Raw genomic sequence first — 16,852 nt, forward strand, 5'->3', positions numbered from 1 at the left:
ATAAAGAAAGTACCTTTTATTTTTATAAATATAAAAATTGTTGATATTGTTTATACTGTGAAATATATTATATAAATAAAGAGAATTTTAGAATAGGAGATGTTTTTATGTTGAGATATAAGATTTTTGATTCACATGCTCATTATAATGCAGAGCAATTTGATGAAGACAGAGATTCAGTTATAGAAGAAATAAAGGAATACGGTGTTATAGGAGTAATGAATTGTGGGACAGATGTTCAAAGTTCTAAGGATACTATAGCTCTTTGTGAAAAGCATGATATTTTTTATGGTGCAGTAGGAATTCACCCAACAGATGCTTTTAATGTTGATGATAAAATGATAGATGAAATAAGAGAACTTGCTAAGCATGATAAGATTAAGGCTATTGGAGAAATAGGACTTGATTACTATTGGGAAGATAACCCATCAAGAGAAGAGCAAAAAGAAGTTTTTAGAAAGCATTTAAAGCTTGCAGAAGAATTATCACTTCCTGTAATTATTCATGATAGAGATGCTCATGGTGATACTTTAGAAATTATGAAGGAGTTTCCAAATGTTAAAGGAGTTGTTCATTCTTTCTCAGGATCAGTTGAGATGGCAAGAGAATGTGTAAAGCTTGGTTATTACATAGGAATAACAGGAGTTATAACATTTAAAAATGCTAGAAAACTTCTAGAAGTTTGTGAGGACATTGATTTAAGCAAAATTTTAGTTGAAACAGATGCTCCATATATGGCACCAGTTCCTATGAGAGGTAAGAGAAATCAATCTTCATATATTGAATATGTAATGGATAAAATAGCTGAAATCAAGGGAATATCAGGTGAAGAGGTAAGTAAAGCGACTATAGAAAATACAAAAAAATTATTTAACATTGTGTAAAATTTATAGAAATTTAGTATAGTATGTGAAAAGTAGTAATAGTAATAGAGATATGGATATATAAACTGCTTTTTATGTAATTGGCATATTTGACTGCTCTATACTAGCGATAGAGCTAGTTAGAGTAGTTTTTTTTAGCTAGTTTTAAGGGGAAATAAAAGAATATTTTGCTATTTAAAATATTCTATTCTCAAAAATGAATTTTTGTAATTATATAGTACTAATTTTGTAACTAATTTGACACTTTTTAAAAATTGGTATATAATGCAAAAATAGAATGCCAAAGGAGGATTAGGTATGAGTAAAAAATTTCAATACTTAAAAAGCCACTTCTTTGACAGTCCAAAAAAGAAATTTATATCAATAGTGACAGGAGTAGCAATAGTAGCAGTAGCTTACGTTGGATTATCACTTAAAACGATTACAATTGATGTTGATGGTAAACCAGTAGAAGCTGCGACTTTGAAATGGACTGTTCAAGATGTTCTAAAGCAAGAAGGAATTGTTTTAGGACAAAAAGATAAAGTATCACCAAGCCTAGATGAAAAATTATCTAGAAATGATGTGATTAAAATTAATAAAGCTAGAGAGGTAGTTTTATTAGTTGATGGAAAAGAAAAAACAATAAAAACAGCTGAAGCTTCAGTAAAAGATATGTTAAAAGCAGAAAAAGTTAAGCTTGGTGAAAAAGATAGAGTAGAGCCAGGTTTAGATTCTAAAATTGCAAAAGGACAAAAAATTGAAGTTGTAAGAGTTGAAGAGAAGTTAGTAAAAGAGAAAGAAGATATAGACTTTGAAACCATAGTAAGAAAAAATAGTAAGCTTGATAAAACAGTTAAAAAAGTTGTACAAGCAGGTAGTAAGGGCGAAAAGGAAATTACTACTAAGGTAATCTATGAAAATGGTAAGGAAGTCGGAAAAAACATATTATCAGAAAAAGTATTAGTAGAACCACAAGAAAAAATAATAGAACAAGGAACTAAGCAAACACTTGCTTTAGCAAAGGCTAGTACCCCAGTAAGTAGAGGTAATTCAAGCAGTGTTGCAGTAAATAGTTCTACATCAAGTAGTAGTAATCAAGTATCAAATAGTGGCTCATCATCTAATAAGACAATGACAATGCAAGCAACTGCATATTATCAAGGTAGTGTAACTGCAACAGGAACAACACCTAGAAGAAATCCAGGCGGATTAAGCACAATTGCTGTTGATCCAAGAGTTATACCTCTTGGAAGTAAAGTTTATGTTAGTGGTTATGGATATGCCATAGCTGAAGATACAGGTGGAGCTGTTAAAAATAATATAATTGATTTATATATGAATTCTGCATCAGAATGTTTTAATTGGGGCAGAAGAAGTGTACAAGTTACTATAATAGCTTATCCAGGACAATGGTAGACTTATAAGATAGAGGGCTTTATAAGTACTCAAAAAGTATTAGCTTTTTGAGTACTTTTTATTTTGGAAAACTTGCACAGACTCTACATAAGATTTAAAATATAGATATTAATTAACTAATGAGTTTAACAAGTGATAAAAATATTTATTTATTAACTTTAGCATAGTTAAGAAAGGGAGATTACCTTGATAAAAGAAGTTATAGTAGTTGAAGGCAGAGATGACGTAGCAGCTGTAAAAAGAGCAATTGATGCAGAGCTAATAGCTGTTGGTGGCTTTGGCATAAATAAAAAAGTTATAGAAAGAATAAAAGAAGCGCAAAAAAGAAAGGGAGTTATTGTTTTAACTGACCCAGATTTTGCAGGTGAAAAGATAAGAAGTATAATAAGAAAAAGAGTTCCAGAAGCTAAACATGCTTATATAGCAAGAGTTGATGGAACAAGAGCAAAAGATGGAAATATAGGAGTAGAAAATGCTTCACCAGAAGTTATTATAAGAGCTTTAAATGAAGCAAAAGTAACTGTAGAAGAAAAACGTGAGGAATTTGTAATAGCAGATTTAGTTTACTTTAAATTATCAGCTGATCCAAAGGCAAAAGAAAGAAGAGAACTTCTTGGAAAAGAACTTTCAATTGGCTATGGTAACGCAAATCAACTTTTAAGTAGACTTAATAATTATGGAGTAACAAAAGAAGAATTTGTTGCTGCTATGAAGAAGGTAGAAGAAAAAATAAAATAATACAGGAGAAATTTTTAAATGATGAAAGATATTAAAACAAGGGACCTAGTAGAAAAGTATGACTTTAAATTTTCAAAAGCTTTAGGTCAAAACTTCTTAATTGATGATTCTGTTTTAAATGATATTGTTAATGGAGCAGATGTTAATGAAGAAGATTTAGTTATAGAAATAGGACCAGGTGTTGGTACTCTTACAGCTCAAATTTTAAAAAGAGCAAAAAGAGTTGTGGCAATAGAACTTGACAATGACCTTATCCCAATACTTATGGAAGAGCTTGGTGATAATCAAAAGTTCCAATTAATACATAACGATGCTTTAAAAGTAGATTTTAATGAAGTTATTGGTGATGAGAAGAGTGTTAAGCTTGTTGCGAACCTTCCATACTATGTAACAACACCAATAATAGCAAAACTTTTAAAGGATCGATATAATTTTAAGTCACTTACTATTATGATTCAAAAGGAAGTTGCTGAAAGAATAAATGCAGAGCCAAATTGTAAGGAATATGGTGCTTTATCATTACTTGTTCAATATTACTGTAATACAAGTATAGTTAGAAATGTTCCAGCAAAATGCTTTATGCCAAGACCAAAGGTTGATTCAATAGTTATAAGACTTGATAAGCTTGATGCTCCAAGAGTAAGTCCTGATAATGAAAAGCTATTCTTTGATATTATAAGAAATTCATTTAATATGAGAAGAAAGACTTTATGGAATTCAACAAAGACTCTAGGACTTTCAAAAGAAGTTTTAACTGTTGCTTATGAAGAAGCAGGAATAGATCCTAAGAGAAGAGGAGAAACTCTATCAATAGAAGAATTCTGTGCTTTATCAAATAGAATTAATCATTATATGAAAAATCAATAATTTTAATATAAAATGCTTCTAAATAAATAGGAGCATTTTTTTTACTTAACATTTTTTTATTATGTGTTCTAAAAATTTAAAGGAAGAAATATATTATTAAAAAAGGCTTGGAGAGAATATTTTATAAACATATTCTTAAAACAAGCATATACTCATATAATATAATGAATAATTTAAAGCGGAGGAACAAGATATTGGCACATAGTAAGTTATATAGAAGTTTTATAATTTTACAAGAAGATGAAAGAGGCCATTCAGTATCAAAAGATAAACCTCTATCAGGCTATGCTAAAATTGAGGTTAAGAACAATGTCTGTAAAATTGCATTTTATGCTCAAAATCTTAAAAAAGAATATTCTCAATGTCGTATGATGCTTATATGTAATAAGAAAGACTCTAAGTTTTTAGTTGACTTAGGAACTATGAACATAACACCACAAGGGAAGGCTGAAAGTAGCCTTGAATATGATGCCCGTAACATAGGAAATACAGATATAGACTTTGAAAAAATAGTAGGAGCTGCTATTTGTAAAGAAGTTGGGGGCAAAAATAATTTCCTTATGTGTGGATTCTTAAATGGTGAGCAGCCAACAACAAATTGGAAAGAATATAAAAAGGTTAGTGCAGCTAGAAATGTTAATGATGGAAAGAAACAATATATAGAGAAGAAAGTAGAATGTGTATGTGTTGATAAGACTAAAGAGGAAGGAACAACTGGAACTAATCAAAACATGCAAGAAATGAATACAAATATGGGTAGTACAGGAATGAATCAAAATACTAGTATGAATATGGGTAGTACAGGAATGAATCAAAATACTAATATGAATACAGGTAATACAGGAATGAATCCAAATGCTAATATGAACATGGGCACTACAGGAATGAATCAAAATACCAATATGAATACAGGTAATACAGGAATGAATCCAAATGCTAATATGAATATGGGCAGTACAGGAATGAATCCAAATACTAATATGAATATGGGTAGTACAGGAATGAATCAAAATACCAATATGAATATGGGTAGTACAGGAATGAATCAAAATACCAATATGAATATGGGCAGTACAGGAATGAATCAAAATGCCAATATGAATATGGGTACTACAAATATGAATATGGATGGTATGGCTGATTTAAATAATGATAATTATGCTACACCTCCAAATCAACGTAAATATAGAGATGAGAATGAAATAAGTGAAAAATTAGATATAGATTTGGATTTAGAATCAGTAGATACAGCCTTAACTAAGAAAGTTGAATTAAATGAGCCTCAAAATAAATTTGATGAATATGAAAAGGATCTACAACAAAAATTTGAAGAACTAAGATATAGAAATGCGGTTGGAGATATAAACGATGATTATGATTTTGAATTAAGAGGTTCTATAGGAGAATTCTTTACTAGTATTGTTGATGGGCTTGAGCCACTAAGAGTAACACATGAAATTAAAAAATGTAAGTGGTATAAGGTTAAAGTTAAGAACTTTGATGAAATGTGTAACATATCCAACTACAATAAATATACAACTTTATATTATCCTATGATTAATTATTATCCATATATATCTAAAAAAGGTCACTTCTTAGTTGGGCTTAAATGTGATAATAAAGGAAGAGTTAAATATATAATTTATGGAGTTCCAGGAAGTAAGGATAAGCAAAGTCAACCTTATGGTGGTAAGACAGGATTTGTAACATTTGTTCCAGAAAGACCAGGTAGTAATGAAGGACATTGGCTAATGTTCTATGATTTTAAAAATAGTTTAGTAGTAGTACCAATGAAATAAAAAGAAGGTCTAGAGTGAAGAACTCTAGACCTTTTTTATTGATGTAGTGCTATTTAAATTAAGTAAAATTGAAGGGTATTAATTATTTAATATTCAAAGGCTGCGATATTATTATGTGCAGAAATTAATAATTTAAGCATAATAGCAAAATGAAATTAGTATATTTTAAGGAAAGTATTTCTAAAAATATGTAGAGGGAGGAGGATTTTATGAATAAGAAACAGCTTATGGTTACTTCAATTTTAGTTTTTTTAATGGGAGTAATGGTAGTTATGCAGCAATTTTTCGATAGTAATATACAAAAGGTTGCACTTGTTAATAATAATATTGAGGATATGATAGAGTATATAGCTTTGGATGGAAATATAATTTATAAGCTTCCTGATAACTGGAAGGCAGAAAAAAGTGCTCCAGATGATTACATAGTCTATAATAATAGCTTTATTAGCAAAGAAATGGGGATAGTAGGCTATGTTCAAATTATTAATACAAAAACAAGTATTGATGAGTTAATAAGTAATGATAAAAAGGCTTTTGAAGCAGAGAAGGTAAGCAATATTAGTGTTTTAGATGATAAGATAGGTGAAGCAGCTGTTAAAAAACTAAGATATGATGAAAAAACTTCTAATGGAAGATCTTTTTTAACTCAAACATACTATTTTTCTTTAGAGGAAAATGTAAAGCTTAAAATTACTTTTTCAGCTAGTAAAGATAAGTATAAAGATAATTATGAGACAGTGTATAAGCTTATTTTAGAGAGCTTTAAGAAGGCTAAATAGTTATTGTGTAAAAATTTGATATGTATTATAATTTATAGATGAAGAGGAGCCAAAAGCTTCTCTTTTTATTAATATGGAAAAGATATGGTAAGGAGGGTGAATGAAGTCTATATTATTTAGTGTTGCAGGTTTTAATATTTATGGATATGGTCTAATGATTGCTATTGGTATAGTTATAGCTGTTTGGTTATTTATGAAAAGAACTAAGGATAGGGGTTATAATGAAGATCATATTTTAAATATGATAATAATTACTATAATTTTTGGGATACTAGGTGGAAAGGTATTTTACATATTAACAGATTTTAAACATATAGCTAGCAATCCAAGTATTATAATTGAGCAATTTGGTTACGGTTTTGTAATATATGGTGCTATAATTTTTGGTATTGTAAGTGTATTCTTATATAGTAAGAAAAAAAAGTGGAGTACTTTAGAAGTATTTGATTTATTAGTACCTGAAGTAGCACTTGCACAGGGATTTGGAAGAATTGGATGTTTATTAGCAGGATGTTGCTATGGAGCCATAACAAATGGACCTTTATACATAGTATTTCCATATGGAGGATTAGCACCAGTAGGAGAGCATTTATATCCAACTCAAGTGTATTCATTTATCTTTGATTTTTTATTATCTGTATTTTTATTTTGGTATAGTAAGAAAAAATCAAAGAAACTTGGAGATACCACATCTATGTATTTAATAATATATAGTATAGGAAGATTTCTAGTGGAGTTTTTAAGAAATGACCCTAGAGGAGAAATTGGAATATTAAGTACATCTCAATTTATATCAATATTTATATTAATTGCAGGAGTACTTCTTTTAAATAGAGATAAACTTAAAGGGAGAAAGAGTAGAAGTGAATATTAAGAAGATTTCAATAGTTGCTATTATAGCAATAATTATTATTGCTATTTGTACTGGCTTTAGTATGTTTAATCAGATAGCAGTAAGACTAGGATTAAGAAATAATTACTTTAATTATTTCAAACAAGGTGTAGTAACTGAGGTTGCAATGCAAAGTACAAGAGACCCAGGATTTAAGATTGTTGTTACAGAACCAACTGCAATACAAGATGTATATAAGGTTTTATCATCTGGTAGACTTGTACCAGCTAGTGATAAGAGTAAATTACAACCAGATTATATAGTTGAAATATATGAAGGAAATCAAGTATCAAAATATGATTATGTTGCTGGAACAACTGGTGGAAGTACTGGAAACTTCTATAATGGAGACCAAGTATTCCATTTATCAAAGAGACTTGATAATGAAATAATCCAAAACCTATCATTTATTCAAAAGCCAAGAGATTTTAATACTATTTACTATGATTCAATTTTAGATGTATTAAAATTAGATAAAGCTCAACTTACACAAGGTAACGCAAAAGTTGCAGTTAATTTACTTGATGACTATTTATGTACTAAGTTCTTATTATCAGTTGATATACAAAACTTCTTAGAACAAGCAAGACAAATAGTACCAGGTATAGAAACTATGAACCATGATAGAAGTAAATATGATATAATAGTAAATGTACAAAATTATGGTTTTACTACTAAAACTTTCAAAACAATCATAACTATAAATGATAAATTGAATAATTCAGAAAAACAATATTATGTACAAGGAGATTTTACAAATTCTTGGAATATAGAGGTATTTAATTCAATGCCTCAATCATGGAATAATTAAAAGGGGGAATTCATATGCCAGATTGTTCAGGATGCCCTAGTAAAAATAGCTGTTCATCAGCTAATACAGGAAAGTCATGTCCAAGTGACGTAATGCAAAAAATAATGCCAAAATACGGCAATATTAAAAATATAATAGGGGTTGCAAGTGGAAAAGGTGGAGTAGGTAAATCTACTGTTACTGGAATAATTGCAACAACATTAGCCAGCAATGGATATAAAGTAGGAGTTTTAGATGCAGATATAACAGGTCCATCAATGCCAAGAATCTTTGGTATACATGATAAAAGAGCTTATATGACACCTGTTGATGATAAAAGCTTTAAATTTGAACCAGTTGTAACTAAGAGTGGAATTAAAGTAATTTCAATGAATCTTGTTAATGAAGCTGAAGAGGATCCAGTTATTTGGAGAGGTCCTGTTGTTACAAGAGTTTTAAATCAACTTTATACTGAAACAAATTGGGAAGAACTTGATTATCTTTTAATAGATATGCCACCAGGTACAGGTGATGTTAATTTAACTTTAATGCAAAGTTATCCAATTAAGGAGTTAGTAATAGTTTCTACTCCTCAAGATATGGTTTCTATGATAGTTAAGAAAATAATCAAGATGGCTAATAAAGTAGGTGTTAATGTAAGAGGTGTTGTAGAAAACATGGCTTATATAGAATGTGATTGTGGCAAAAAGATGAATGTATTTAGCAGAAAATCTTCAGAAGAACATGCAGAGTACTTAGATTTACCTTTAATCGCAGAATTACCTATAAATTTAGATTTAACAGAAGCATTAGAAGAAGGTAGAGCAGAAGAATATATAAGTGATAATCCTTTATATTCAAGCTTATTCTCAGCTTTATATTAATATAAAAAGGTGTCTCATAGGAGACACCTTTTTTTAATTATCTAATTAAATTTTAATATAAATCATTATAGATGATTGTAAAAACTTTAAGAGCTTCTTCAATCTTATTTTGTAGAAGTTCTTTTTTATGCTCAAATTCTTTTAAACCTTCATCAGTTAAAGTATAAATCTTTTGAAATTTTTTTTCAGGATTATCCCAAGCTCCAATTATAAGTCCTTGTTTTTCTAGTTTTTTTAGTTGTGGATAAATTCCACCAGTACTAGGAATCCAAAGACCCTTGGTTCTTGCTCCTATTTGCTTTGCAATGTCATTTCCATTAGTGGGACCTAGGCTCAAGATGTAAAGTAAATATATTGGAAGTAGACCTTTTGTAAAGACTTGTCCAACTGCATCTTTTTCTTTCTGAACTTTTTTTAATTCATTTAGTTTCATTTTATATTCTTCATAAAGTTTTTTTTCTTCAGCCTTAATATCCATTTTTAACATTCCTTATACTAAATTTCTTTTTGATAAGCAAAAGCAAGCATTCCAGGACCAGCATGAACCCCCATAGCAGGACCAATTTCACGAATTTCTAAATTTTTAATATTATTATTACCTATAAAACTTTGCATTAAAGCTTCTGCTTCAAGCCTTGCGTTTCCATGTAGGATATAAAGATTACAAGCTCCTTTTTTCACAAGCCCATCAGCTAAGTCTTTAATTTTCTTTAGTGATTGTTTTCTTCCTCTTGCCTTATCAATAGTGATATAAGCACCATCTTCACCAACAGTTATTATTGGTTTAAGATGAAGTAGTTGGCCAATAGTTCCAGCTACTTTTCCTATTCTACCACCCTTTCTTAAATATTCTAAAGTATTTAATGTATAATAACCAGTTGTTTTTTCTCTAATTGATGGAAGAGCATCACATATCTCTTCAAATGATTTGCCTTGTTTAGCAAATTCTAAAGCTTTTAAAACTATACATCCAAGAGGGTATCCAATAATGCCACTATCAAATAGTGTATATTCAAAATTAGTTCTTTCTTGAATTTGAAGTCTAACAGCATTCATAGTTCCTGATAATGAATTTGATATAAATATACCAATAACATGAGTATAACCTTCTGCTTCTATTTTATCAAAGATTTTATCCATATATTCTGGGCTTGGAAGTGATGTTGTTGGTGTTTCTACATCAAGGGTTTCATATACTTCACTAGGTGATATATCAAGATGATCTAAATACTCTCTATCTTTATAGATTATTCTAAGAGGTAAAAGAAAAATGCCCTTTTGTTCTCTTTCCTCTTTTGATAAATCAGATGAACTATCTGTTAATATAGCTATTTTTTGCATTAAAGTCTCCCCCTTCAACAATACATTCCAGTATTAATTAATCAAAATTATAGCACAAGTGATAACTATATCACTAGTGATAATGTTTAAAATTTTGAAAATATTTAAGGATTGTTCAACAATTCTAATAAATTAACAAATATTATAGTTTTATAAGGTGCTATAAAATAAAAAAGCAATCAAAATTTAATTGATTGCTTTAAGAGTATCTATAATTTTAAGTTCATCTTTTAAAATGCTATAAAATACTAATAAAAAAATTAATAACAGCGTGGTTATTATAAATTTAAATTTTTGTTTTTTCATAAAAAATATCTCCTTATCCATATTATTAGCAATAATAGAAGGAGATATAACAAAAAAGCCCACCTATATATTAGGTAGACTTATATATTTTTAGAAAATAGTAATAAACTCTTTTATTAAAATAAATATTAAAATTAATTTATAGGTTATATCTATAGTTTTATGAGTAACCTTTTTATTAAAGTAAGTTCCTATTCTGCATCCTACTAATGCTCCAGGAATCATGTAAAGTGCATATGTAAAATTAGTATATCCTCTAACATAGTAGTTTGAAACTGTAATAATTGTGCTTATAAATATTAAGTACATTGTTGTAGCAGCAGCTTTTTTATTACATAAACTATAGAATGCTATAAGTATAGGGATTAAGATAACTCCACCACCAATTCCAAATAGTCCAGATATAATTCCTATTCCAAGGCCTACAATTGGTTTTGTGTAGTTTGGAAGAATTATTTTAGGTAGCTTGTCCTTTATAAATGTTAAGATTCCCAATAGAACCAGTAATACTATAAAAAATAAATGAAATTCCGGTATTGTTATATTATTGTTTATGTAAACTCCAAAACTTGCTCCTGGAATTATTCCAAGTGCAAATAGTAAAGATGTTTTAAAATCACCTTGTTTTCTTCTAGCAAATATTATTGTTGATAGTAAGCTCATAAAAAACATAGTTAAATCCACATTAACAGAGATAAGTGCTTTAGGGACACCAAGTGTTAGTAGAAATGGGATTATTAAAAGGTCTCCTCCAAGTCCAACAAGACCTCCTATGCTAGTTGCAGCTAAAGCTATTAAAAAATAAATCATAAAAATTTCTCCTATGTTGTTTCATCATTTGTTGTACAAATAATAATAACAGGAATATTAATTAAATGCAAATGATTTGCAATAACATTTATGATGAATGTCGAAGTTTGTCTTACTAAATTTGGAAATAATATAAGTTTTATATGAAAAAGTCAACTTCCAAAAAATTGAACAAGATAAAGGAATTTAGAGCATAAATGACTTAAATTAATTTAAGTTTGTTAAATAGTATTTTTATAAAATTAGTAATTAAAAATTAAGTAGTTTATAATAATAAGGCACTATATATTGTATTGACAATAATTACATATCACTATATATAGTAAGGAGTTTGAGAGGCTCTAAATTAATTAGGAGGAGATAGTTGTGCCAAAAGTTATAAAAAGAGATGGAAGAGAATCCAGTTTTGATATTGAAAAAATAGCAAATGCTATAAGAAAATCTGCTAGAGATGTAGGAGAAGAATTAGAACTTTGTGATTTACAAGAAATCGCAAGAGGGGTTCTAGGTTATATAAATGAGAATGAACAACAAGAGATTACTGTTGAAGAAATTCAAAACCTTGTTGAAAAATCATTAAAGAAAAATGGCTATGGACATATAGCAGCAAATTACTCAAGTTATAGAGCAGAAAGAACAAGAGTAAGACAAATAAAATCAGATTTAATGAAAGCCATAAGCAAAATTGGAGTGGAAACAGATAGAGATAATGCTAATGTAGGAAATAATTTCTCTTCAAAGCTTCTTAGAATAGCTTCAGAATCTAATAAATGGCATAATCTTGCTACAATGCCAAAACATTTAGCAAAGGCACATGAAAATGGAGATATCTACCTTCATGATTTAGATTCTTATAATTTAACAATAAACTGTCTTCACATTCCAACAAAGGAAGTGTTAGAAAATGGTGTTAATACAGGATACGGAACTTTAAATGTTCCAAAGAGAATAGAAACAGCAGCAGAGCTTAGTTGTATATTACTTCAATCAACTCAAAATGATATGTTTGGAGGACAGGCTCATCCTGATTTTGATAATGATATGGCTATTTTTATAAAGCCTACTAGAGATGAAATAAGAAATGAATATATAGAACTTGGAATAGATGAAAGTAAATTAGAAGAATTAGTAGAAAAGAAATTAAGACAAAGAGTTCATCAAGCTATGCAAGGTGTAGTTTATAACCTTAATACTATGCATAGTAGAGCTGGGTCACAAGTACCTTTTAGTTCAATAAATCTTGGAATTCCTAATTCAGAAGATGCAGCATTAGTTTGTGAAATTTTCTTAAGAGAATATGAAAAAGGTCTTGGAAAAGGTGAACAACCAATTTTCCCTAATATAATATTTAGGGTAAAAGAAGGAGTAAATAGAGAAGAAAATGATCCATATCACTATTTATATAAAATAGCTTGTGAAGTTGCAGCTAAAAGAATGAATCCAACATTTATGAATATAGATGCTGATTTTAATAAAGAATATTATGATAGAGGATATATGCCAGCTACAATGGGATGTAGAACATATATCATGAGTAATATTAATGGTGAGCCAGGTTGCAAAGGAAGAGGTAATATTGCTCCAACAACTATAAACTTACCTAGAATAGGTATACTTGCAAAAGCTAATATTGATAAATTCTTTGAACTTTTAGATGAAAGATTAGAAACAGCTAAGGAATCATTATTACATAGATATAGTATCCTTAAAAATTTAAGAGTTAAAGATTTACCTTTTGTTGCAGGTCAAGGTCTTTTAAAAGGCTCAGAAGGGCTTTCACAAGATGATTCAATTGAACCTATCCTAAAACAAGGAAGCTATGGAATAGGCTTTATAGGACTTGCTGAGGCTCTTATAGCTTTAACAGGAAAGCATCATGGAGAAGATGATAATTCTAGAGAACTTGGAGAAAGAGTAATAACTCATATTAGAAAATATACTGATAAAATTTCAAAAGAAACTCAGCTTAACTGGAGTTGTTATGCTACACCAGCAGAAGGTTTATCAGGTAAGTTTATCAAACAAGACCAAAAAGTATTTGGAATTATAAAGGGAGTTACAGATAGAGAGTACTATACAAATAGTTATCATGTACCTGTTTATCATCCAATATCAATAACTAGAAAAATTGATATAGAAGCTCCATATCATAAACTTTGTAATGCTGGACATATAAGTTATCTAGAAGTTGATGATTGTCCAACAGGTGAAGTTATAATGGATATACTTAATTATGCTTATAAGAAAACTAATATAAGCTACTTAGGTATTAACTTCCATATTAGATACTGTAAGAAGTGCGGAACTTATCTAAAAAATAATGAAAGTAAATGTACAGAATGTGGTTCTACTGAAATTCAAGGAGTTTCAAGAGTTACAGGTTATTTAAGTCTTGACGAAAGATTTGGTCCTGGTAAATATGGAGAAAGAGCAGATAGAATTTCTCATAACGAATCACATAAAAAAGCTTATTATAATGTATAAAAAAGTTTTTTTCACATAAAATACTATTGCATGGATAATATTTAAACTCTTTTAATTATTATTCTTACAAGGGCTACATGGGGACACAACCATGTAGCTTTTATTTTATTTAGAAAAAACACGAACAAACCACTAATATTTTCTATTGATTTATTCGTGATTTATGATAGAATTAAAAACAATAAATTTCGGATTAATCATTTTTAAATAAAAAGGGGAGATACTATGATAAGATTTAATGAATTACCTAAAATAGAATTACACTGTCATTTAGATGGTTGTTTAAGAACAAATACAGTTTTAGAATTAGCTAAAAAAGATAATATTGAGCTAGAAACTTATAATTACGAAGAGTTAGAAAACTTACTTGTAGTACCTGATGACTGTGAGTCATTAGATGTTTATCTTAGAAGATTTGATTTAACTGGATCAGTTATGCAATCTAAGGAAAATTTAAAAAGAGTAGCTTATGAATTAATAGAAGATGTTAATAGAGAAAATGTTAAATATATAGAAATAAGATTTGCACCATTATTCCATAAAGAAAAAGGGCTTTCAACAGAAGAAGTTATACAAGCTGTCCTTGATGGAATGAAGCTTGGAGAAGAAAAGTTTGGTGTTAAGAGTAATTTAATAATATGTATTATGAGACATCATGATTTAGAAAGTGGCTTTAAATTAATAGAAGAAGCTAAGAAATTTATAGGTAAAGGAGTAGTTGCTGTAGATCTTGCAGGTGTTGAACTCGAAGGTTTCGCTCCAAAATATAAGGAAATGTTCGATAAGGCTAAAGCATATGGATTTAGAGTAACAGTTCATGCTGGAGAAACTGGTTTTTCACAAAATGTTATTGATGCTATAGAGCTTTTAGGAGCAGAAAGAATTGGTCATGCTGTTGCAATTCAAAATGATTTAAAAGCTTATAATACTGTTAAAGATAATAAAGTTACTTTAGAGATGTGTCCTAAGAGTAATTTAGATACTAAAGCAGTTAAGAATTATGGAAGTCATCCAATTAGAAGATTTCTTGATGAAGGACTTGAAGTTAATCTAAGTACAGATAATAGAACTGTTTCTAATATAGATTTAGCAACAGAATGTAAAAATTTAAATGAACAAAATGAAATTAGTTATGAGGATTACAAAAAGATATATCTTAATAGTGTTAGAGGTGCTTTTTGTGATGAAGAAACTAAAAAGTGGCTTGAAAGCTTAATCTAAAAAAGGCTATCTCGGAAGAGATAGCTTTTTTTATCTTAAAATTTAATTTAATTGATTTTAAATAAATCTAGTTTTTTGAGCATAAAGCTTTACTCTAGGCTTAATTAATAATTCACTAGCTACAACTGATAAAATTGCTAGTGGTAAGTTAAGATGTATAACCATTAGAGTTGAAGCATAATAAAAAACATAATCTATAATTCTAAGGCCTATTATATCTTTAAAAGCATAATGTAAAACTGTTAATGTTATAGCTCCAATTAATACGTTAACTATAAATGGTATTTGAAGGACTATAGCTATAAAGAAATAGGCTATTTCTAGTAAAATAAGAGGTCTTTCAATTTTGTATAAATTCATTTTTATCCTCCTTTTTTTGTTTTATAAAATTATAACATCTAATACATATATTAGAAATTACTTTTTTATTAATATTGTGTGATATTAATAATATAGAAAGTTATTCTATATTATGGTAAAATAGGATAAAAATAAAAGCAAAAGGGGGCAAGAATTTATGAGTGATTTATTAAATAAGAAAATATTTATTGTTGATACTACCTTGAGAGATGGTGAACAAACAGCTGGTGTTGTTTTTGCAAATCATGAAAAGGTAACTATTGCACAAGCTCTAAGTAATTTAGGTGTTGATCAGCTAGAAGTTGGAATTCCAGCTATGGGTGGAGATGAAAAAGAGGCAATAAAAGAAATTTGTAGAAGAGATTTAAAAGCTAGCATTATGGGATGGAATAGAGCTGTGATTGGGGATATACAGCAATCTATCGACTGTGGATGTTCTGCCGTAGCAATTTCAATATCAGTTTCAGATATTCATATAAAGCATAAACTTAGAACTTCTAGACAATGGGTTTTAGATAATATGCAAAAAGCTGTTGAATTTGCTAAAAAGAATGGACTTTATGTTTCTGTAAATGGAGAGGATGCATCAAGAGCAGATAAAGATTTTTTAGTTGAGTTTATTGAAGCAGCTAAAAGTGTTGGTGCTGATAGATTTAGATATTGTGATACTGTTGGTATTATGGACCCTTTTGGCATAAGAGAAAATATAGAGTATCTTTATAAGATGACAAAGGCTGATATAGAAATGCATACTCATAATGATTTTGGAATGGGTACTGCAACAGCTTTAGCAGGAGTTATGGGAGGTGCTAATCATATAGGTGTCACAGTTAATGGACTTGGTGAAAGAGCTGGTAATGCAGCATTAGAAGAAGTTGTAATGGCTCTTAAATATGTTTATGGAGTAGACCTTGGATATGATACAACTAAATTTAAGGAAATTTCAGAATATGTGTCAAAAGCTGCAGGGAGAGATTTACCTGAGTGGAAAGCTATTGTTGGAGACAATATGTTTAGACATGAATCAGGTATACATGCTGATGGAGCTATAAAAAATCCTAAAAATTATGAAGCTTTTGATCCAGCAGAAATAGGACTTGAAAGACAAATAGTTATAGGAAAGCATTCAGGAAAAGCAGCTATAGTTAATAAATTTAGAGAATATAATATTGAGCTTAGTCCTGAAATGGCAAATAGAGTTTTAGAGAAAGTAAGGTCTCTTTCAGTAAGTCTTAAAAGAACTCTTTTTGATAAAGAAGTAGTTCAAATCTATCATGATATTCAAGAGGGGAAATAATT

Annotated in this window: 16 protein-coding genes; 12 read left to right on the forward strand and 4 right to left on the reverse strand. The window is 29.1% G+C overall.

Annotation, left to right across the window (positions count from 1 at the left end; genetic code table 11):
• Positions 1-107 precede the first annotated feature (107 nt).
• From BN8917_RS03765 to BN8917_RS03805, 9 genes are all read left to right on the forward strand, one after another.
• On the forward strand, positions 108-884 hold the full coding sequence (locus tag BN8917_RS03765; RefSeq protein ID WP_066870853.1) for a TatD family hydrolase: 777 nt from the start codon (positions 108-110) through the stop codon (positions 882-884).
• A gap of 297 nt (positions 885-1,181) precedes the next feature.
• A complete protein-coding gene (locus BN8917_RS03770; RefSeq protein WP_066870856.1) occupies positions 1,182-2,282 on the forward strand; it encodes a ubiquitin-like domain-containing protein in 1,101 nt (366 codons plus the stop codon).
• Positions 2,283-2,468: 186 nt separating this feature from the next.
• Positions 2,469-3,020, forward strand: coding sequence for a ribonuclease M5 (gene rnmV, locus BN8917_RS03775; RefSeq protein ID WP_066870859.1), 552 nt, complete (start codon positions 2,469-2,471; stop codon positions 3,018-3,020).
• An 18-nt stretch (positions 3,021-3,038) separates the two neighbouring features.
• Entirely contained in the window at positions 3,039-3,887 is an 849-nt protein-coding gene (gene rsmA / locus BN8917_RS03780; RefSeq protein WP_066870862.1) for a 16S rRNA (adenine(1518)-N(6)/adenine(1519)-N(6))-dimethyltransferase RsmA, read from the forward strand.
• A 194-nt stretch (positions 3,888-4,081) separates the two neighbouring features.
• Positions 4,082-5,686, forward strand: a complete 1,605-nt coding sequence (locus BN8917_RS03785; protein WP_066870865.1) for a hypothetical protein — start codon at positions 4,082-4,084, stop codon at positions 5,684-5,686.
• A gap of 209 nt (positions 5,687-5,895) precedes the next feature.
• Positions 5,896-6,465 (forward strand): hypothetical protein, encoded by a 570-nt coding sequence (locus BN8917_RS03790; RefSeq protein WP_066870867.1) that lies wholly within the window; start codon positions 5,896-5,898, stop codon positions 6,463-6,465.
• A gap of 100 nt (positions 6,466-6,565) precedes the next feature.
• Positions 6,566-7,339 carry a prolipoprotein diacylglyceryl transferase gene (locus BN8917_RS03795; protein WP_066870869.1) on the forward strand — a complete coding sequence of 258 codons (774 nt, stop codon included), beginning with the start codon at positions 6,566-6,568 and terminating at the stop codon, positions 7,337-7,339.
• Positions 7,329-8,168: a YhfM domain-containing protein gene (locus tag BN8917_RS03800; protein WP_084748471.1), complete on the forward strand. Its 840-nt coding sequence runs from the start codon at positions 7,329-7,331 to the stop codon at positions 8,166-8,168. The genes BN8917_RS03795 and BN8917_RS03800 overlap by 11 nt, the downstream gene beginning before the upstream one ends.
• A gap of 14 nt (positions 8,169-8,182) precedes the next feature.
• Positions 8,183-9,031, forward strand: a complete 849-nt coding sequence (locus BN8917_RS03805) for an Mrp/NBP35 family ATP-binding protein (protein ID WP_066870871.1) — start codon at positions 8,183-8,185, stop codon at positions 9,029-9,031.
• A 52-nt stretch (positions 9,032-9,083) separates the two neighbouring features.
• On the opposite strand, the gene BN8917_RS03810 is transcribed toward BN8917_RS03805, so the two are convergent.
• The 3 genes from BN8917_RS03810 to BN8917_RS03820 form a co-directional block, all read right to left on the reverse strand.
• Positions 9,084-9,518, reverse strand: a complete 435-nt coding sequence (locus BN8917_RS03810) for a PadR family transcriptional regulator (RefSeq protein ID WP_066870873.1) — start codon at positions 9,516-9,518, stop codon at positions 9,084-9,086.
• 8 nt (positions 9,519-9,526) lie between these two features.
• On the reverse strand, positions 9,527-10,372 hold the full coding sequence (locus BN8917_RS03815; protein WP_066870877.1) for a DegV family protein: 846 nt from the start codon (positions 10,370-10,372) through the stop codon (positions 9,527-9,529).
• Between the two features lie 396 nt (positions 10,373-10,768).
• Positions 10,769-11,488: a sulfite exporter TauE/SafE family protein gene (locus BN8917_RS03820; RefSeq protein ID WP_066870880.1), complete on the reverse strand. Its 720-nt coding sequence runs from the start codon at positions 11,486-11,488 to the stop codon at positions 10,769-10,771.
• A gap of 366 nt (positions 11,489-11,854) precedes the next feature.
• Between BN8917_RS03820 and nrdD the strand changes: the two genes are divergently transcribed.
• Positions 11,855-13,972, forward strand: coding sequence for an anaerobic ribonucleoside-triphosphate reductase (gene nrdD / locus BN8917_RS03825; protein ID WP_066870882.1), 2,118 nt, complete (start codon positions 11,855-11,857; stop codon positions 13,970-13,972).
• Positions 13,973-14,200: 228 nt separating this feature from the next.
• Positions 14,201-15,193 carry an adenosine deaminase gene (add, locus tag BN8917_RS03830; RefSeq protein ID WP_407641398.1) on the forward strand — a complete coding sequence of 331 codons (993 nt, stop codon included), beginning with the start codon at positions 14,201-14,203 and terminating at the stop codon, positions 15,191-15,193.
• 57 nt (positions 15,194-15,250) lie between these two features.
• On the opposite strand, the gene BN8917_RS03835 is transcribed toward add, so the two are convergent.
• Complete coding sequence (locus tag BN8917_RS03835; RefSeq protein ID WP_066870886.1) at positions 15,251-15,553, reverse strand: hypothetical protein; 303 nt, start codon at positions 15,551-15,553, stop codon at positions 15,251-15,253.
• Positions 15,554-15,710: 157 nt separating this feature from the next.
• Between BN8917_RS03835 and nifV the strand changes: the two genes are divergently transcribed.
• On the forward strand, positions 15,711-16,850 hold the full coding sequence (nifV, locus tag BN8917_RS03840) for a homocitrate synthase (protein WP_066870889.1): 1,140 nt from the start codon (positions 15,711-15,713) through the stop codon (positions 16,848-16,850).
• The last annotated feature ends 2 nt before the right edge of the window (positions 16,851-16,852 follow it).

Source organism: Clostridium mediterraneense (genome assembly GCF_900091705.1).
Classification (GTDB): Bacteria; Bacillota; Clostridia; order Clostridiales; family Clostridiaceae; genus Sarcina; species Sarcina mediterraneense.